This is a genomic window from Paenibacillus chibensis (assembly GCF_004001045.1).
Classification (GTDB): domain Bacteria; phylum Bacillota; class Bacilli; order Paenibacillales; family Paenibacillaceae; genus Paenibacillus_AQ; species Paenibacillus_AQ chibensis.
In genome coordinates, this window is the sequence record NZ_BIMK01000007.1 from 138,520 (window position 1) to 156,323 (window position 17,804).

Sequence of the window (17,804 nt, forward strand, 5' to 3'; positions counted from 1 at the left end):
AAAAGTTGCCAAAGAGACGGAGCGCATAACGGCTGTTTAGCCTCGCTTGGCTGCGGCTTCCGCTTTTTTCTTCTGGCGGGCTTCCACAAAATAACGGACGCGCACGAGCAGCATTAAAGCAACCGCAACAAGCAGGCACTGGATGATCGGAAGCTTGTCATGCTGAAAAACAAGCAGCATTCCGGAACCGATGGCCATCAGGATATACAGCAGAATTTCTTTGAGCAGCGGAAGTTTCTGTTTGATACGGAATACTTTGTTATACACATACGTAATCAACACGAAAATGACAATGTAAGACACAAGCGAATGCGATGCAAACCAGGCTTGCATGTGCGGTACACTCCTTTCGGTAACGGGTCACCTAATTACAGATTGGATTCGGCCATTTTACGATGCTTCTCTGCGCGTTCACGCTCACTCTTATTCAGGATCTTCTTGCGAAGACGAATCGATTTTGGCGTGATTTCGCAAAGCTCATCGTCGTTCAAATATTCAAGCGCCTGTTCCATCGAGAAGATAATCGGCGTTTTCAATTTCACCGTTTCTTCTTTATTGGCAGAGCGAATGTTGTTGACGGCTTTTTCTTTACAAATGTTTACGACGATATCATTGTCGCGCGTGTGCTCCCCGACGATCATGCCTTCGTAAATTTCGGTTCCCGGTTCCAAGAATAAGGTTCCGCGGTCTTCAATCCCCATCATACCATACGTTGTGCTTGTGCCGCCTTCGCTTGCTACAAGCACGCCCTGGTGGCGTCCACCCACTTGGCCGCCGACCAGCGGTCCGTAGCTGTCGAACGCATGGTTCATAACGCCGTATCCACGGGTCAGGGTCAGGAAGTAGGTGTTGTATCCGATCAGGCCGCGAGCCGGAATGAGGAACTCAAGACGAACCTGGCCATTGCCGGAATTCACCATGTTGACCATTTCGGCCTTGCGAGTTCCAAGGCTTTCCATGACAGCTCCCATGCTCTCTTCAGGAACGTCGATCAGAAGACGTTCGATCGGCTCCATTCTCTTGCCGTCGATTTCGCGCACGATAACTTCAGGCTTCGATACCTGCAGCTCGTAACCTTCACGGCGCATGTTCTCGATCAGAATGCCGAGGTGAAGCTCGCCGCGGCCAGAAACGATAAATGCATCCGGGCTGTCGGTCTCATCGACACGCAAGCTCACGTCGGTTTCAAGTTCTTTCATCAGACGCTCGCGCAGCTTACGCGAAGTAACCCATTTGCCTTCGCGGCCAGCAAAAGGACTGTTGTTGACAAGGAACGTCATTTGCAGGGTCGGCTCGTCGATTTTAAGAACAGGCAGTGCTTCCGGATTTTGCGGATCAGCGATGGTTTCGCCGATGTTGATGTCCTTGATGCCTGCAATCGCGACAATATCGCCTGCGCCGGCTTCTTCCATCTCAATGCGTTTCAGGCCTTGGAAGCCGAACAGCTTCTCAATGCGGGCCGTCTTGCTCTTGCCGTCGCGCATAATAACCGTTACAGCTTGACCTTGCTTGATCACGCCGCGGTTCACGCGTCCGATCGCAATACGTCCGAGATATTCGTTATAGTCCATCAAAGTAACGAGGAACTGTAGAGGTTCTTCTACATTTTCAGTAGGATGAGGAATATGCTCTGTAATCGTTTCGTACAATGCAAGCATGTTGTCATCTTGCTTCTCAGGGTCAAGGCTCGATGTACCGTTCAGTGCGGATGCATACACGACAGGGAAGTTCAACTGATCGTCATTGGCTTCCAGCTCGATGAACAGATCCAGCACTTCGTCAATGACTTCAGCCGGGCGTGCAGCCGGACGGTCGATTTTGTTAACAACGACGATCGGAGTCAAATTTTGCTCGAGGGCTTTGCGGAGAACGAATTTGGTTTGCGGCATGCAGCCTTCATAGGCGTCTACGACGAGCAATACGCCGTCAACCATTTTCATGATCCGTTCCACTTCGCCGCCAAAGTCGGCGTGTCCGGGAGTATCCAAAATGTTGATCAAATAGTCTTTATACGTAATGGCCGTGTTTTTGGCCAAAATGGTAATTCCGCGCTCACGCTCCAGGTCGTTGGAATCCATGGCCCGCTCCTGCAAATGCTCGTGTTTCCCGAAAATACCTGATTGCTGCAGAAGCTGGTCTACCAGTGTTGTTTTACCGTGGTCAACGTGGGCAATAATCGCAATGTTGCGAATTTTATCTCTTGAATGCATGACTTTTATCCAGATCCTTTCCCTTTCAAATCAATGCGAATATCTTTCACCAAAAGAAGCGCCGGGCGGTAATGCCGACGACGCTTCAACATATCCCTTATATTATAGTGAATTTTCAGAAAAAAACAAGCATTTTTACAGAAAATAGAATAAGCGAGCATGAGCTGTTACCAGCCGCCATATCCCTTTCTCCGTCCCGATCTTCCCCTCCCCGAAATAAACCAAATACCGAGCGCAATCAGCACAACCGCCAGTACATAAATGGCACCCGTATGCAGCAAGGTGAAGAAAAGCAGAACCAGGGAAACAAGCCCAAGAATCCATGCGAAAGGCAGCACCCCGCCCGGCTTCGGGGATTCGAACAAATAATATTCGTACGCTCCCACCGCGATGCCCAACAGAAATACCGGCCATAGATGCGACATGACGCTCCAGCCCCACAGGTTGCAAATTTCAAACAGCAGCCCGTAGACCACCAAAATACCTCCCGGAATCAGCACGGCAGCGCGTGCGCGACCACTGAAATACAGCAGGTGCACCAGAAGACCGACGACGACGATGGCAAGCGGCCACAACGTGCGCCCCAAAAAACCGAACACGCCCAGCTTGCCCAGCAGAATGACGACCCCTGCCACGACGATAAACAGACCCAGTCTTACATCGTTCTTGGAGGACATTTTTCCCCACCCTCTTTTCCTATATACCTTGTATGTCCGCTCCCGCAGGATCCGACATGTTTTCACCTTTAGTTTATCTGAAACAGACCGAAAAAACCATATTCGCTATGTAAAATTTTCACACCTCATAAACGCCAAAAAGCCGGTATACACCGGCCGTAATGACTTGCTTATGTTCGCCGTGGGGACAGCTTCCTGAATCCGCCCGCCAGGATGACCAACACCGTTAGCAGGATGGGGACCATGCCATGCACCTGTGGCATAAGTGAGGACAGCAGGATGCCCATTCTCGAGTCCTGAAGCAGCATTTCACCGGCCGTATAGCCAAGAATGCCTGCTCCCAAATAAACCAGCAGCGGATAACGATGAAGCAGGCCAACGATCAAATTGCTTCCGAATACGACGATCGGGATGCTGATCGCTATTCCAATGACGATCAAAGCCAAATCCCCGTTGGCGACTCCCGCAAGGGCAAGCACATTGTCGAGGCTCATAATAAAATCCGCCGCCAGAATGCTTCGAACCGCTTTCCAGATGGAGGCCGTTTCGCCCATCCGGACATCGTCCTTGTCGTCCACCAGCAGCTTGTAAGCAATCCAGAACAGCAGAACGCCTCCCGCCGCCTGGACGAAAGGGATTTTCAATAGCAGGACGGCCGCAAACGTCAACACGCATCTTAGCAGCACCGCGCCCAAGGCACCCCACCATACGGCCTGTTTGCGCTGTTTCGGCGGCAGGTTTTTGCTGGCCAGCGCAATGACCACGGCATTGTCTCCGCTCAGAACCAAATTGATCATCAGGATCTGTACAAGCAGCCATATCGATTCCAACAGTCAACACCCCCACTAATACTCCTATGCCTCCTTGGGCCAGGCTATGCTTGACTCTCATTGAAAAATTATCCTATAATGAATCCGATTTTGTTTCTGCTCCGTATACAGTCATGATGAGGAGTGACGAAGGTGGAAGAATCCATATTTGCCTTTTTGGCAAAACTAATCAATATCGTGTTTCTCGATCTAATTTTAGCTGGCGATAATGCCATTGTAATCGGCCTTGCTGCGAGGAATCTGCCATCCTCGACTCAGAAAAAGGCCATTTTTTATGGAACCGGCGGTGCTGTGCTGCTGCGGATCGCCGCGACGATTATCGTGGTCTGGCTGCTGCAAATTCCGTGGCTGCTGCTGGTGGGCGGCATTTTGCTTATAGGCATTGCCTACAAACTACTCGCGGACGATGACGATCATACCGACGTCAAGGCGGGGCGCTCGCTGTGGGGAGCCGTTAGGACCATTATCGTCGCGGATGCGGCGATGGGCCTGGATAACGTGATTGCGGTTGCCGGAGCGGCTCAGCAGAATATCCTTCTGGTCATTCTCGGCCTGTTGATCAGTGTTCCGATCGTCGTTTGGGGAAGCACCCTGTTCATCAAACTCATCGACCGGTTTCCATGGATTATTTATTTGGGCTCCGCGGTGCTCGGATATACGGCATCCAACATGATTACGGAAGAAAAAAGGCTGCAGCCTTTTTTCGAGGCGCATCCCGCCGTGCGGATCCTCTTTATCGTTGTCGTCATCATCGCAGTACTCGCGGCCGGGTTTATGAAAAAACGGTCAGACGCTCGCAAAAAAAGAAACGAAAACTCGTACTCCTAGCAAAAAGGACCTCCAACATTGACTGTTGGAAGTCCTTTTGTGTTTTTAAAACCAGTTATCATCGATCCCATCTTCACGATCCGCCTCGATTACGGAATCCGGTGTAAGGAGAACCGTCTCCGTCCGCGCCACCGCGTCTTCGAGCATCGCCGGCAGTGCCGAGATCGAGGCTTCAATTCTTTCCACGACGTGGAGATTCGGATTGGTCGTCGGCGACTTGGGCACAAACAACGTACAGCAGTCCTCGTATGGCAAAATCGAAAGCTCATACGTACCGATCTGCTTGGATATTTCGATGATCTCGCTTTTGTCCATCATTACCAGCGGCCGCAGCAAAGGCAGCTCCGTTGCCTTGCCGATGACATTCATGCTGGGCAGCGTCTGGCTTGCCACCTGCCCCAGGCTGTCCCCTGTCACGATCGCGAGCGCACCCTCACGCTCAGCCAGCATCGTAGCAATCCGCAGCATCGAACGGCGCATGAGGGTAATGATCAGATTATCCTGGCCGAGGCCGGTAAAGGATGTCTGTATTTCTGTAAAAGGAACCAGATGCACCTTGACGCTGCCCGCGTATCCCGACAATACCTTTGCCAGCTCCAACACTTTTTCTTTAGCTTTGCGGCTCGTGAAAGGATAGCTGTAAAAGTGAACGCACTCCACTTCCAACCCTCTCCGCATACTGCTGAAGCCCGCTACGGGGCTGTCGATGCCTCCGGAAAGAAGCAGCATCGCCTTGCCGTTGCTTCCGCGCGGAAAGCCTCCGACCGCTGGAATGACCTCGCAGTAGATGTACGTCCCCTGCTCCCGGATCTCAACCCGCAGCTGCAGCTCGGGGTTTTTCATGCTGACCTTCAGCAAAGGGAACTTTTTGAGGAGGGGTGACCCGACCAAATGGTTCATTTCCTGGGATGGATGCGGGAAAGCCTTCCAGGCTCTTTTGGCCGTTACCTTAAAGGTTGTTTCCGTGAGCAGTTCCATTTGCTCGATAAAGGAAGCGCCGGTCTCGATAATTTTATCCAGCTGCGAGGCACACACGACTACCGGGCTGATCGAGACGATGCCGAATATTTTTTTCAGCTCGGCTATCAGTTCAGGTGCGTTCTCGCCGTTTAAAGCGATATACAGTCTCCCGTATTCCTTCTGGATTTCGGCAGAAGGGTAGGATGCAAGCACGGATTTCACGTGTGTTATTATTGTTTTTTCAAAACGGTTGCGATTTTTTCCTTTTAACGTAAACTCTCCGAAACGGAGAAGAAGCATGTCATATTTCAAGCTCATTTCATTCCTTCCTGTCTAAGCGGCTGCAGTCTTTTCACCGCGGTTTCAAGCGCCGATATCAGCTGCTGCACGTCTTGCTGCGTATTGGTCATCCCCATGCTGATCCGGATTGCGCTGGAGGCCGCATCCTCGCTTCGCCCCATTGCAAGCAGCACTCGGCTTGGTTCTGCCGTTTTGGAGGAGCAGGCCGATTTGGTGGAAACGAGCATGCCGTGTTCCTCCAGCGTATGCAGCAGCACTTCCGCTTTCATACCCGGAAAAGACACGTTGACGATGTGAGGTGCGCCTTCCTCGAAGCTGTTCAGCTCAAGACTTGGCGTTCGGCGGATCCAATCGAGCAGCGCTCCCTTAAGCGCGCCGACCTCCTTCATGAAAGCTTCCGTCTGCTCGGAAGCCATCCGCATGGCCTTGGACATGGCAACGAATCCGGGAATATTTTCGGTTCCTGCCCGAAGCCCGGATTCCTGCTTTCCGCCCGACAACAGCGGATGAAGCGTAATTCCTTCCCGCTTATAAAGTACCCCCGTCCCTTTCGGACCGCGGATTTTGTGGGCAGAGAGAGTGTACAAATCCGCCTGCCACTCATCGAGATGAACGGGCAGTTTGCCGAATCCTTGAACCCCGTCAATATGGAAGATCGTCAGTGGATTAGCTTGTTTCAGGGCTTGACCGATTTCGGCAAGCGGCTGCACCGCTCCCGTCTCGTTGTTCACATGCATGATGCTGACGAGAATCGTGTCCTTCCGTACTGCGGCTGCCAGGCTTGCAGGATCTAACCTTCCGCTGCCGTCAACAGGAAGAATTGTAACCTCGAACCCCTGTTTCTGGAGATCCAGGCAGCTGTCATATACGGATGGATGCTCGATTGCCGTAGTAATGATGTGCTTTCCACGGCCTGCATATTGCAACGCTGCCCCTTTGATCGCCATATTGTTGCCTTCCGTTGCCCCGGAAGTCAGAATGATTTCGGAAGGCTTCACCTGCAGGGAGGTAGCGCACACCTCCCTCGCTTTTTTGATCAACTTAGCAGCATCCTCGCCCATTCTATGGATCGAAGAGGGATTGCCGTAATGCTTTTTCATGACCTCCGCCATCGTTTGAATAACTTCGTCATACGGCGGCGTACTGGCTGCATGATCCCAATATATCATTTTTTTATCATCCTTCCGTCTTGCCGTTTTGCGGACAATATAAAGAGATCAAACAAGAGGAGGTTGTTGTCCGAGCAGTCTTCATCCGCCGATTCCCCGTTTGATCCCAGCATTCTTTTTTAATATTAAGCTTCGTATTTCGAGCGTGCGTTTGCGATTTTACTGATGTATTTCCGGGTCTCTTCCGGCAGCATCGCCAGCTTGTCCATCAGCTGTTCATCCGTAGAAACCCCGAGCTTGGCAATCCGGTTCGGTCCGGCGTTGTAGGCTGCCAAAGCCATGTTCACCTGTCCGTTAAACCGCTTGATCTGATAAGACAAATAACGCGTACCTGCATCAATGTTCTGGGCCGGATCAAATGAATCGCTAACGCCAAGACCGGCTGCCGTTCCATCCATCAGCTGCATAAGCCCCTTAGCTCCGACCGACGAAACGGCGCTCGGGTTAAAGGAAGATTCAGTATCAATCACCGCTTTGATCAGCGCTTCATCGATGCCGTATTTCTGGCTCGCCTGCTGGATTAAATCGTCATATGAGGTAGGGCCTGATTTGTGGCTGGAGTGGTGGCTGCTGGCGCTCACGAATTGGAGCTTGGAATCGTCTGTATTCTCTGTTACACCGAGCTGCTGCCACAATAATCCATCGCTGTAGCTTACCCCGGGGACCGAAGGCAGAACGGAGCTGTCCACGCCCGAAGCATCCGCAGCGGATGAGCCCGCGAGATTTTGCAAAATAACGCCAAAATCTGAGGTGCTTCCGTTATTCATGATCTCTTGAAGAAGCTCGTCTCTATTTCGAATGCGGCTGTTATCCTGAAGTGAAGCCAACTGCTTCGCGGTTGCCGAATCGATCTGCATGTATAAAACCTCGTTTTCTCGTCAGATGGATTTGTTTCATTTCAGTCATTTTACCATGCAGAGGGGAGTTCGCGCCATATATCCAAGGAATTATATTATGCGGCTTACGAGCATGTTCCTTGCATTGAAGAACATTAAAAAGCGCCCTTCCGCTGGTTTCGCAGCCAAAAGGACGCTCAAGCTCGTGTGCATCAACTGGGGATTTAACGGGCAAAAGGGATAAGAACAAAATAACTGATTGTGGCTAAAATACCCAGTCCCATGCCCCAAGCTCCCCAAACCTTGCTGCCTTGACTGTACGCATAATAACCTGTGACAGCTGCGATTGGCCCAAGCACGATGGACCACATGAACAACGAGGCGATGCCAAAAGACAGCCCGACATAACCGGCGGTTCTGCCTGTCGTTCTTCCTCGATCTTCATCATCTTCTTCGCTGATTTCGTAGCGGCCGGATGTTGGAGGAGCTACCTCGGCAGCATATTCCTCCTCATGATTGTCGCGCCGCGGATAATCCCTGCGAATACGTTTGGGCAGCAGCTGCTTTCTTTTACCTTCCGGATGTTCCTGCTCTTCATGTTCATGAAAATCGTCCATCGGAAAACCTCCCTTGAATGGATGGCCCTGCTAAAAAACGGGATGCGACGCTTTGTTATTCGGATTTCGGCTTGAATGTCAGGCAGCAGGTAGCAGATGAATTATTTGCATAATCCTTATGCTCGGCAAAATGCTCGCTTCCGAATTCCTCACAGTATTTGGCGGAAGCATGCTTGTCGATCTCAATCAGGATTTGCTCGGCTTTGCAGACATTCTGCTCGCCCCAGTAATTGCAGTTGCTGACGCTGCATTTGACAATGGTTCTTGAATCATTCATTTTAGGATCACCTCAAATACCATTGTCTCCCCTGCCACTGTACTCTATACGGCTCGGGAATGTCAGTTGATGGCGGCAGTTCATAATTCATGAAAGCATACTTGAAGCGTCTCATTCCTGCGGCAGGAGGCCAAAATACGTGGATATAAAAAAAGATGCCCGGATCCCGGGCATCTTTAGACTGAATTTTGCTTTATATCGTTTAGGCGTGAGTGCGCTGACTCTGCATTCTACGCTCTGTTAGGTAGTCGCTTTCGTAATACGTCAGATCATCTCTGAGGTCTTCAAATACTTTCGTAATGTCCAGGATGATGTCTCGTACCGGACGTACCGGCTTGGCTCTGAAACGGATCGCATCTTGTCCGGTATAGGCGTAGCGGCCATCCTCGGAATAGCTTTCGCTTTTCGGATAGAAAAAGTTATTCACGCAGTGGTGATATACGTTATAGAGAGCCTTCTCAGCAAATTCGGTGTCGAAATTGGCACGTCGCAGCGCGATTCCAAGCTTCTCGGAAGATACTTCGCTAAATACGAGCAGGTGGCGCAGATCCGACAGGAAGCCTTTATAAAAATGCAGCGTCTCCTCATTCGTTTCTGGTGCAAGCTGCGGAAGCGAATACTCATTCAGAAAATTTTCCAGCTTATCGATCGCATATTTCAGCTTCTCTTTCGTGGTCTCACACAATTTTTGAACATTACCTGCTGACATCGCTAATTTGCTCCCCCTTAATGGTTCCTTCAGTCCAATGGCTGACGTTATACAATTAAACCGCTTTACAGCATCAATTTTCCATGTACTATCCTAACACAAAACCATGTGAAGCGGTATCCCTTTCTGGGAGTCCATATAAAATGTTGATTTTATATATTTGAACAAAACATGGGAACTTCGGTACCGCCCAACATGCAGGGTATAAAATAACCCTTCTCTCCTCACGATAAAGGTAATTTCATTTTCAGGAGGTTTATCTTATGTCCCGTCGCACATGGGCAGGCCTTGGTATCGCGGCAGCAGCGGCTGCGCTGCTTCTCGTGATGCAGGTGCCTCATTCCGCCGATACCCACACCCGCAAGCAAGCTTCGGAGCCGGTCATTCCGAACCCGAAGCAGGAACATATCTCAAAGCAACGCATGATGGCGCAGGACATCGCATCGACCGATCATCTGACGCGTCTGGACGCCAAGCAGCATCTGACATCCATGCTGGATAAGCTCGCTCAGGCCAGACCTGCTCAAATCACGGATTATGTGCGGACACTGCAAAAATCACATGATCATTTTACCATGATTATATGGCAGGATGCCAAAAAAGGAAAACGTGAATACACCACCAAAAGCAGCTGGAGCGCCGAAGACCGGAAAACATTAAATGGATATATAAGCAAGGCCCAGAAAAGCATCGCGCAGAAGCGGCCCTACGAATCCCCTTCCTTCAAAATGGACGGCAAGCAGTATTTCATCATAGCCGAGCCGGGTAAGTCCAAGCCGAATCAGGGCGTGATCGCCCTCATGAACCAGAGAATTCTGACAGAGGTCGCCAACCATCAGAAAAAAAATCTGCGCCTGATCCCGTATCCGAAGGAAGGCAAATACAAAGTGGAATCCGTGCATGCCGATACCCTGAAGGATATTACCGTGCGTACGGGTCATGACAATGAAAAAGCGAGCCATTTTTACGAAAATGAGATTGTTGTCCGTTTCCGGAACGATCCCTCCCGGGAAGACATGAACCGGATGGTATCCGAGCTGAGGGCAGAATCTTCGCGCAAGCTGGGGTACGCTTACGTATTTCATGCGAGCGGCATGGATTACGGGCAGCTGAAATCGTATTTTCTGAAAAACTGGAACCCTTTGTATGTCGAGCCCCATTACCTATATATGACCAACGATACAGTTAAAGAATCGACGAGCTCGCTTCCGAATGTTCCGAACGATCTGCTGTTTGCGAAATACCAGTGGAATCTTCCGGCCATCGAAACCAATCAGGCGTGGGACTTGTCGCGCGGCAGCAGCGATATCATCGTAGGTATCGTAGATACGGGCGTGGACATCGGTCATCCCGATCTGCAGGGCAAACTGCTCAGCGGCTACAACGTCATCACTCCCGATTCAGATCCCATTGATGACGTGGGCCACGGCACGCATGTCGCCGGCATTATTGGAGCTGTCGTGAACAATAACGAGGGTGTAGCGGGGATTAGCTGGTACAATAATATGCTGCCGGTCAAAGCCTTGGATAAATCCGGATCCGGTACGACTTACTCCGTCGCCGAAGGCATCATCTGGGCGGCGGATAACGGCGCCAAGGTCATCAACATGAGTCTCGGCAACTACGCCGATTCCCAGTTCCTGCATGACGCCGTAAAGTATGCATATGACCGGGATGTCGTTCTGGTCGCTGCCTCGGGTAATGATAATACGGAGCGTCCAGGTTATCCTGCAGCCTATCCGGAGGTGCTTGCTGTCGCCGCAACCGACTCCAACATGAAGCGTGCCTCCTATTCCAACTATGGTGATTACATCGATGTAGCCGCTCCAGGTACCAGCATCGCGAGCACTTATCCGGGCAACCAATATGCCGCACTGTCCGGTACATCGATGGCAAGCCCGCATGTTGCGGCCATGGCCGCTCTCATCCGTTCGCGCAATCCGGATCTCACCAACAAGCAGGTCATGGATATCATGCGCAGCAGCACCGTGGACTTGGGTCCAAAGGGAAGGGATAAATATTATGGCTACGGTCAGGTCGACATCCGCAAAGCCCTTGAAGCCGCAGGCAACAGCGAGGCTCCGCTGCAGTTCTGGCCGCAGCATGTTCAGAAGAAAATGGATTCCGTTATCCAGAAAAAAACACCTTAGGTTAGAAAAAAAGCAATCCGGCCGCTGGCGGATTGCTTTTTTTTATGATTTTGCCATTTCGGAAGAAGCGATGTGTTTGGCCTTCATCGTCATTGTTCAAGCATTTATTGACTAGCGTCTGCCTCTGGCTCTGGAAACCTGCGCGCCGCGTTTCATGCTATTAGCGGATACGGAGCAGTTTTGGTCGCTTTCAACATAGTTGTAGATATGCTTGGGCACAGGTACACAGTGATGTCTCTTCACGACTTGCACCGTGTGAACCACAGGAACGATTTGTGGATAATAATAGTCCTGAACAATAACTGTTGGATCTGTATAAACTGGATCCGCCGGTGGACAGTGGAAGCAATGATTATACATTTGCAAGCAGCTCCTTTCATCGATTTAGTACAGTTTATTAAGCTTTTAGCTCCTTCGTTTGTACGTTTGTCCTTGATATAGTGTTAAATGACCAAAACAGGCTCGTCTGTGCCAATGCCTCACTCAAACGCAAAAAGACGGCATCTGCCGGATCGATCCGGGATGCCGTCTTGAAGGTATCATCTAAGCCATACAGTTGCAGTTTGGAAAGTTTTACGTAAGCCGGGTTCTGTGCTCGTCGCGGTGCAGCCGGGAACTACCCTCCCGCGGATAAGCGACAATCATCTATCTAGGCCAGTCATTGCTGATTGGCTCAAGCGACCAACCCGAACGCGCCTCGGGCTAAGGCTGCTTCTCAGGGAAGCTGCGTTCCATTAGGTCTTGCTCCAGGTGGGGTTTACCAGGAACGAAGTCACCAGCGTTCCTCGGGGTCTCTTACACCTCGGTTCCATCCTTGCCTGATCCGCTGAAACAGCGGCCATCGGCGGTCCATTTCTGTGGCACTATCCTTCAACTCGCGCTGACTGGACGTTATCCAGCACCCTGCCCTATGGAGCCCGGACTTTCCTCTCGCGGCGCCTTACGCGCCGCCAGCGATTGTCTGTCAAACTTTCCGGACAACATTGTATAGTATACACGGTATCCGTGAAGGTTTCAATCCTCTTCCTCTTCCAACCCCTGCGGAATTTCCCTCCCGTCCTTGAATTTACATAAACCGGAACGGTTCGGTATTTATGGAGGAAGCGATAACCTTGGTTTCATACCGGTTCTTCTCCAGTATGGCGCTCATCCATTCCGCTACCTTGGCCTTCATAATCTTTTCCGCATTATGTCCGGGATCAATGAGCGCGATACCGGCAGCGAGCGCATCCTGGGCCGTATGATAATCCACATCGCCGGTTACGAGAACATCCGCGCCGCGAAAACGCGCTGCGCCGTACCAGCGGCTTCCGGAGCCGCCGATCACCGCCGCCTTTTTAATAACACGTTCCGGATCCCCTACGACACGCACGCAAGGCACGTCGAGTTTGTCTTTGACCACCTCTGCGAATGCAGCCAGCGACTGTTCATGCTCCAGCTTACCGACCCTACCCAGTCCGTATGCCTTCCCCTTGAATTCGAGCGGATACAGATCATAGGCGACCTCCTCATAAGGATGGGCTTTCAGCATAGCCTGCACGACGCGGCTGCGGATGCCCTGAGGCACGATCGTTTCGATTCTTACCTCACTCGCCTTTTCCAGTTTTCCGGCAGAGCCGAGAAATGGATTGCTGCCTTCCTGAGGCAGGAAGGTTCCCGTTCCCTCCACGTTAAAGCTGCAGTGGCTGTAATTTCCGATAGCCCCTGCCCCGGCCGCAAGAATGGCTTCCCGCACCTGATCGGCATGTGTGACAGGAACAAACACGACCAGCTTCAGCAGCTGCTCCCGCTGCGTTTCTTCAATGGGTACCGTATTACGGATGCCCAGAGCTTCCGCCATCCAATCGTTCATGCCGCCTTCGGCGATGTCCAGATTCGTGTGCGCAATATAGACGGCGATGTCGTTTTTGATGAGCTTTTCATAGACCTTACCTGCCGGCGTATCTGTATTAATCTGTCTCAACGGCCTGAAAATGATCGCATGATGGGCGATGATCAAATCGGCCCCGATCCGTACCGCCTCATCTGCGACGTCTTCATTGACGTCTAGCGCCACCAGAACGGTGCGGATCTCTTTGTGCAGGCTTCCCAGCTGAAGTCCGATCCGTTCCTTGTCGTCTTGATCAGCCAAATGTTTTGGAGCCAGCTGCTCCATATACTGAATTACAGTCTGCCCTTTTGCAAACATGCGAGTACCTCCTTGATCTGCTCCATTTCCTGCTTGATTTGCAGCGATTTCGTTTCTGCGGATTCCAGTCTCGATGAGGACAAAGACGCCAGGATTCCTTCAAGCTTCTCCAGCTCGCTTTTCCATTTATCGAAGAAAACGGATGTCGGCTCCTTCAGAAGCCATGGGCCCATACGCAGCAGCAGCGCGGACGTCACCGTAAAGGTGCCATTACCGTTGACACTTGGCCATTCCTGGCTTTCGTACAGCAGCCGGCTGCTGATGCGCTCATCCTCTTTCTCGGGTACGGCCGTCAGAATTTCGTAGATTTTTCCGTCTTCCTCCATGATTCTTTCCGACGTCAGCAGCCAGCCATGTTCCATCAGCCACCGGCGGAGGATATCTTCGCCTACATTCGGCTGCAAAATCAGGAGCTGTACGCCGTCCAGCTTGTCCTGGCCCTGATCCAATATGCTGGCAATCAGGCTGCCGCCCATACCGGCAATCGTAATCACGTCCACTTCTCCGGCTGCAATGACGGCAAGCCCGTCTCCGCGTCTGACCGCGATCTGCTCCTGCAGTCCGGCTTCAGCCACCTGCTTGGCAGCCGCTTTCAGCGGACCCGGATTCACTTCGCCTGCAACGGCCTGGACGACCCTGCCTGATTTCACCGCTGCGACAGGCAGCAGCGCATGATCCGAGCCAATGTCCGCCAAACGGCTTTGCCCCGGAATGAGCTCCAGGATCATCTCGAGTCTTCTTGATAGTTTCATGAATGCCCCCACATATCTGATTGATTTTTCCAACGCTTTTTTATACCGTAACAAACCGGTCACGAACCTGCAAACAATCCCGAAACCCCACGTCATTCCTTGGCCATGGCTTTCGACAATACGCAATATTAATTTGCATTGGCTTTTAAAAAGAGCTAAAATAAAAACAAATAAAGGAAAATGTTCTAAAAGAAAGCAAACGATTCTTTCCTAAAGAACTTCCCGTTCTAAAAAAAAGACCTTGCTGCAAAAAGCCTGCAGAAGGTCAGCCTCATGGTCCTATTCAAGAAAATCCTTCAAGCGCTTGCTGCGGCTTGGATGACGCAGTTTGCGAAGCGCCTTGGCTTCGATTTGACGGATACGTTCGCGGGTGACGCCGAACACTTTACCCACTTCTTCCAGCGTTCTCGTCCGGCCATCATCCAGACCAAAGCGCAGACGAAGCACGTTTTCCTCGCGTTCGGTCAGTGTATCCAGCACGTCTTCGAGCTGTTCCTTCAGAAGCTCGTAAGCAGCAGCATCGGCTGGCGCCAACGCTTCCTGATCCTCGATAAAATCGCCGAGATGTGAGTCGTCTTCTTCACCGATTGGCGTTTCCAGCGAGACAGGCTCTTGCGCGATTTTCATGATTTCCCGAACCTTCTCCACGCTGAGTTCCATCTCAGCCGCAATCTCCTCCGGCGTCGGTTCGCGCCCCAATTCCTGAAGCAGCTGACGGGATACCCGGATCAGCTTATTGATCGTTTCCACCATGTGTACCGGAATCCGGATCGTTCTGGCCTGGTCAGCAATGGCGCGCGTGATGGCTTGACGGATCCACCAGGTCGCGTAGGTACTGAATTTATATCCTTTTTTGTGGTCAAACTTCTCCACGGCTTTAATGAGGCCCATGTTGCCCTCCTGAATCAAATCCAGGAACAACATACCGCGTCCCACATACCGTTTGGCAATGCTGACGACCAGACGAAGGTTGGCTTCAGCCAGACGCCGCTTGGCTTCCTCATCACCGTTCTCAATCCGTTTTGCAAGCTCGACTTCATCATCGGCCGACAAGAGAGGCACACGGCCAATTTCCTTCAAATACATCCGTACCGGATCATTAATTTTAATGCCCGGCGGCAGGGATAAGTCGTCGTCAAAGCTGAAATCATCGCTATCGCTACCTTCATGGTCGTCGGATGGACGGTGCATGCCGTTATCATCTTCGTCGCTCTCGTTAACCACATCGATACCCAAGTCGCTCAGATGCTCATAAAACTCATCCATCTGCTCCGGATCCTGATCAAACGGCGATAATTTCTCCATAATTTCCTTGTAATTTAAAGAAGATCTCTTCTTACCCTGTTCAATCAGCTGGTCTTTTACCTGATCCAGCGTAAATTCTGTCTCTAGTTCAGTATGCTGATCATTCGCCATAACTCGACTCCCTCCTCCCTAGAAACATTCAAGCCTGTTCTTTACTGTCTCTCTAGGGCTATAATCTCACTTGCAATTTGTGCAGCACGCAAAAAGTCCCCTGACCGCTCGGCATTGATCATTTCTTCTTTCTTCTTGTCGATCTGCCGCTTCTGCGGAACTTTCTGTACTTCCCGAATACAATCATCCAGCTCCTGAACGTTCCACTCCGGGGGAGTGTCCATCATGGAGATGGAGCTCACGGTCTTCTCCAGACGGTCATCGTGCAAGGACGACATAAAACGGCTGATATCCGGGGGTTTGCCCTGTGCGTAGTAGGCATATAGATAAGCAGCAATCGCTGCATGATCATCAATGTTGAATGCGTCACCGAGCCGTTTTTCCACATAGCTTGCGGCCTCGGCATCCTGCAGCATCATGGCTAAAAGGCGCCGTTCTCCGGTATGGTATGCCGGCAGCAATGTAGGAGCAGCAACCTGCCCTTTTTTATGCCTACCATTATTCCACCTTTTGTCGTTATTATCCCCATCCGGCATGTTTTTTTGCATGGACTGGCGGATCTCGTTGCAATCCTGCTTAAGACTTTCAAAGGAAAGCTGAAGTTCGGAGGCGAGCTCCTTCAAATAAACTTCTCTTTCGGTCGATGAGGGCAGGGCCGCAATAATCGGAAGGACTTCCTTCGTATATGCGATCTTCCCCTCTTCTTCTAGCAGTATATGGTTTTTTTTCAGATATATAAGCTTAAATTTTGTCGTCGATACCGCTCCGTCAATCATTTGCCGGTTAAAGCGGTCGGCACCGTATTTCCGGATGAATTCATCCGGGTCGAGCCCCTCGATCAGCACCGAAATCCTAACGCTGAGGCCTACGCCTTCAAGCAGCGGAATCGACTTCATCGCCGCAGCTTGTCCGGCACGGTCGCCGTCGTAGCAGATGACGACTTCGTCCGCCATCGTTTTCATCAGCGCCGCGTGGCTTTCCGTAAGTGAGGTGCCCATTGTAGCAACACCGTTTTGCACGCCAGCCTCCCAGGCCGATATCACGTCCCCGTATCCTTCGAATAATACGATTTGCCGCAATTTGCGGATTGACGGCTTGGCCTGATGAAGATTGTACAAAATCCGGCTTTTGTTAAAAAGCTTGCTCTCGGGCGAATTCAAGTATTTCGGCTGTCCGTCGCCCAGGATCCTTCCAGCAAAAGCGATGATCTTACCGTTGCGGTCATGAATGGGAAACATGATGCGACCGCGGAAGCGATCGAGAAAATCTTCGCTGTCCTGCCGTTTGGTCAAAAGTCCGCCTTTTTCCATCTCATGCAGGTCAAAGGATCTTTTGGTCAGAAACTGTACCAGCGTATCCCAGCGGTCCGGCGCAAAGCCGATCTGAAATTGGTCGATCACCTTGTCGTTAAAGCCGCGTGAACGCAAATAGTCCATCGCCGCTTTCCCGTGCTCCGTATTTTTGAGCAAAAAGTGATAAAATTTAGCAGTCCATTCGTAGGCCTGAAGCAGTCGTTCTCTCTCCGGATTCGGAGGGTTCACCACAGCCCCTTGTCCTTCCGGTACCGCAATATGACTTTCTTCCGCCATAACTTTAACGGCTTCGGGGAAGGATAATCCTTCGATTTCCATCCTGAATTTGATGGCATTTCCACCCTTGCCGCAGCCATAGCAATAGAAAATCTGCCGGTCCGGTGTCACCGTAAAAGAGGGGGTTTTCTCCGAATGAAACGGGCAGAGGCCTTTCATGTATTTCCCCTGCTTGGTCAGATGAACATACCTGCTTACTGTATCGACGATATCATGCTGTTCCAGCACGGCATCGATAACTTTTTCCGGAATGTTACCTTGTCCGGCATTCATCCAAACCACCTTCATCTCTTTTT

Annotated in this window: 16 protein-coding genes and 1 other RNA gene; 2 read left to right on the forward strand and 15 right to left on the reverse strand. The window is 51.1% G+C overall.

What is annotated here, in order from left to right; all coding sequences use genetic code 11:
• Positions 1 to 36 precede the first annotated feature (36 nt).
• The 4 genes from PCH05_RS07230 to PCH05_RS07245 form a co-directional block, all read right to left on the reverse strand.
• On the reverse strand, positions 37 to 333 hold the full coding sequence (locus PCH05_RS07230; RefSeq protein ID WP_127601696.1) for a YlaH-like family protein: 297 nt from the start codon (positions 331 to 333) through the stop codon (positions 37 to 39).
• 35 nt (positions 334 to 368) lie between these two features.
• The gene (gene typA, locus PCH05_RS07235) at positions 369 to 2,210 is read right to left on the reverse strand and encodes a translational GTPase TypA (protein ID WP_127601697.1); all 1,842 of its coding nucleotides are present in this window, start codon (positions 2,208 to 2,210) and stop codon (positions 369 to 371) included.
• A 167-nt stretch (positions 2,211 to 2,377) separates the two neighbouring features.
• The gene (locus tag PCH05_RS07240) at positions 2,378 to 2,887 is read right to left on the reverse strand and encodes a hypothetical protein (RefSeq protein WP_127601698.1); all 510 of its coding nucleotides are present in this window, start codon (positions 2,885 to 2,887) and stop codon (positions 2,378 to 2,380) included.
• A 170-nt stretch (positions 2,888 to 3,057) separates the two neighbouring features.
• Positions 3,058 to 3,717 (reverse strand): TerC family protein, encoded by a 660-nt coding sequence (locus tag PCH05_RS07245; protein WP_127601699.1) that lies wholly within the window; start codon positions 3,715 to 3,717, stop codon positions 3,058 to 3,060.
• A 132-nt stretch (positions 3,718 to 3,849) separates the two neighbouring features.
• On the opposite strand from PCH05_RS07245, the gene PCH05_RS07250 reads away from it, so the two are divergent.
• The gene (locus tag PCH05_RS07250) at positions 3,850 to 4,545 is read left to right on the forward strand and encodes a TerC family protein (RefSeq protein WP_246049397.1); all 696 of its coding nucleotides are present in this window, start codon (positions 3,850 to 3,852) and stop codon (positions 4,543 to 4,545) included.
• A gap of 45 nt (positions 4,546 to 4,590) precedes the next feature.
• On the opposite strand, the gene thiI is transcribed toward PCH05_RS07250, so the two are convergent.
• From thiI to PCH05_RS07280, 6 genes are all read right to left on the reverse strand, one after another.
• A complete protein-coding gene (gene thiI / locus PCH05_RS07255; protein ID WP_127601933.1) occupies positions 4,591 to 5,817 on the reverse strand; it encodes a tRNA uracil 4-sulfurtransferase ThiI in 1,227 nt (408 codons plus the stop codon).
• 2 nt (positions 5,818 to 5,819) lie between these two features.
• The gene (locus tag PCH05_RS07260; RefSeq protein WP_127601701.1) at positions 5,820 to 6,974 is read right to left on the reverse strand and encodes a cysteine desulfurase family protein; all 1,155 of its coding nucleotides are present in this window, start codon (positions 6,972 to 6,974) and stop codon (positions 5,820 to 5,822) included.
• Between the two features lie 125 nt (positions 6,975 to 7,099).
• Positions 7,100 to 7,831, reverse strand: coding sequence for a lytic transglycosylase domain-containing protein (locus PCH05_RS07265; RefSeq protein WP_127601702.1), 732 nt, complete (start codon positions 7,829 to 7,831; stop codon positions 7,100 to 7,102).
• A gap of 203 nt (positions 7,832 to 8,034) precedes the next feature.
• Entirely contained in the window at positions 8,035 to 8,427 is a 393-nt protein-coding gene (locus PCH05_RS07270) for a hypothetical protein (RefSeq protein ID WP_127601703.1), read from the reverse strand.
• Between the two features lie 55 nt (positions 8,428 to 8,482).
• Positions 8,483 to 8,704 (reverse strand): DUF1540 domain-containing protein, encoded by a 222-nt coding sequence (locus PCH05_RS07275; RefSeq protein ID WP_127601704.1) that lies wholly within the window; start codon positions 8,702 to 8,704, stop codon positions 8,483 to 8,485.
• 202 nt (positions 8,705 to 8,906) lie between these two features.
• Positions 8,907 to 9,413 carry a YpuI family protein gene (locus PCH05_RS07280; RefSeq protein ID WP_127601705.1) on the reverse strand — a complete coding sequence of 169 codons (507 nt, stop codon included), beginning with the start codon at positions 9,411 to 9,413 and terminating at the stop codon, positions 8,907 to 8,909.
• A 263-nt stretch (positions 9,414 to 9,676) separates the two neighbouring features.
• Here PCH05_RS07280 and PCH05_RS07285 point away from each other — a divergent pair, with 263 nt between their 5' ends.
• Positions 9,677 to 11,563 (forward strand): S8 family peptidase, encoded by a 1,887-nt coding sequence (locus PCH05_RS07285; RefSeq protein ID WP_127601706.1) that lies wholly within the window; start codon positions 9,677 to 9,679, stop codon positions 11,561 to 11,563.
• A gap of 563 nt (positions 11,564 to 12,126) precedes the next feature.
• Here PCH05_RS07285 and rnpB read toward each other — a convergent pair.
• From rnpB to dnaG, 5 genes are all read right to left on the reverse strand, one after another.
• Positions 12,127 to 12,536: RNase P RNA component class A (gene rnpB, locus PCH05_RS07295), an RNA gene on the reverse strand.
• 93 nt (positions 12,537 to 12,629) lie between these two features.
• Entirely contained in the window at positions 12,630 to 13,751 is a 1,122-nt protein-coding gene (locus PCH05_RS07300; RefSeq protein ID WP_127601708.1) for a Nif3-like dinuclear metal center hexameric protein, read from the reverse strand.
• A complete protein-coding gene (locus tag PCH05_RS07305; protein WP_127601709.1) occupies positions 13,727 to 14,503 on the reverse strand; it encodes a tRNA (adenine(22)-N(1))-methyltransferase in 777 nt (258 codons plus the stop codon). Before PCH05_RS07305 ends, PCH05_RS07300 begins: the two co-directional genes overlap by 25 nt.
• A 279-nt stretch (positions 14,504 to 14,782) precedes the next feature.
• Positions 14,783 to 15,919, reverse strand: a complete 1,137-nt coding sequence (gene rpoD, locus PCH05_RS07310; protein WP_127601710.1) for an RNA polymerase sigma factor RpoD — start codon at positions 15,917 to 15,919, stop codon at positions 14,783 to 14,785.
• A gap of 41 nt (positions 15,920 to 15,960) precedes the next feature.
• Positions 15,961 to 17,781: a DNA primase gene (gene dnaG, locus PCH05_RS07315; RefSeq protein WP_127601934.1), complete on the reverse strand. Its 1,821-nt coding sequence runs from the start codon at positions 17,779 to 17,781 to the stop codon at positions 15,961 to 15,963.
• Between the last annotated feature and the right edge of the window lie 23 nt (positions 17,782 to 17,804).

What these genes read in the sequence shown, in the direction of transcription:
- PCH05_RS07230 (WP_127601696.1), bottom strand. Translation starts at nt 333, where the DNA reads ATGCAAGCCTGGTTTGCATCGCATTCGCTTGTGTCTTACATTGTCATT.
- typA (WP_127601697.1), bottom strand. Translation starts at nt 2,210, where the DNA reads ATGCATTCAAGAGATAAAATTCGCAACATTGCGATTATTGCCCACGTT.
- PCH05_RS07240 (WP_127601698.1), bottom strand. Translation starts at nt 2,887, where the DNA reads ATGTCCTCCAAGAACGATGTAAGACTGGGTCTGTTTATCGTCGTGGCA.
- PCH05_RS07260 (WP_127601701.1), bottom strand. Translation starts at nt 6,974, where the DNA reads ATGATATATTGGGATCATGCAGCCAGTACGCCGCCGTATGACGAAGTT.
- PCH05_RS07265 (WP_127601702.1), bottom strand. Translation starts at nt 7,831, where the DNA reads ATGCAGATCGATTCGGCAACCGCGAAGCAGTTGGCTTCACTTCAGGAT.
- PCH05_RS07270 (WP_127601703.1), bottom strand. Translation starts at nt 8,427, where the DNA reads ATGGACGATTTTCATGAACATGAAGAGCAGGAACATCCGGAAGGTAAA.
- PCH05_RS07275 (WP_127601704.1), bottom strand. Translation starts at nt 8,704, where the DNA reads ATGAATGATTCAAGAACCATTGTCAAATGCAGCGTCAGCAACTGCAAT.
- PCH05_RS07280 (WP_127601705.1), bottom strand. Translation starts at nt 9,413, where the DNA reads ATGTCAGCAGGTAATGTTCAAAAATTGTGTGAGACCACGAAAGAGAAG.
- PCH05_RS07285 (WP_127601706.1), top strand. Translation starts at nt 9,677, where the DNA reads ATGTCCCGTCGCACATGGGCAGGCCTTGGTATCGCGGCAGCAGCGGCT.
- PCH05_RS07300 (WP_127601708.1), bottom strand. Translation starts at nt 13,751, where the DNA reads ATGTTTGCAAAAGGGCAGACTGTAATTCAGTATATGGAGCAGCTGGCT.
- PCH05_RS07305 (WP_127601709.1), bottom strand. Translation starts at nt 14,503, where the DNA reads ATGAAACTATCAAGAAGACTCGAGATGATCCTGGAGCTCATTCCGGGG.
- rpoD (WP_127601710.1), bottom strand. Translation starts at nt 15,919, where the DNA reads ATGGCGAATGATCAGCATACTGAACTAGAGACAGAATTTACGCTGGAT.
- dnaG (WP_127601934.1), bottom strand. Translation starts at nt 17,781, where the DNA reads ATGAATGCCGGACAAGGTAACATTCCGGAAAAAGTTATCGATGCCGTG.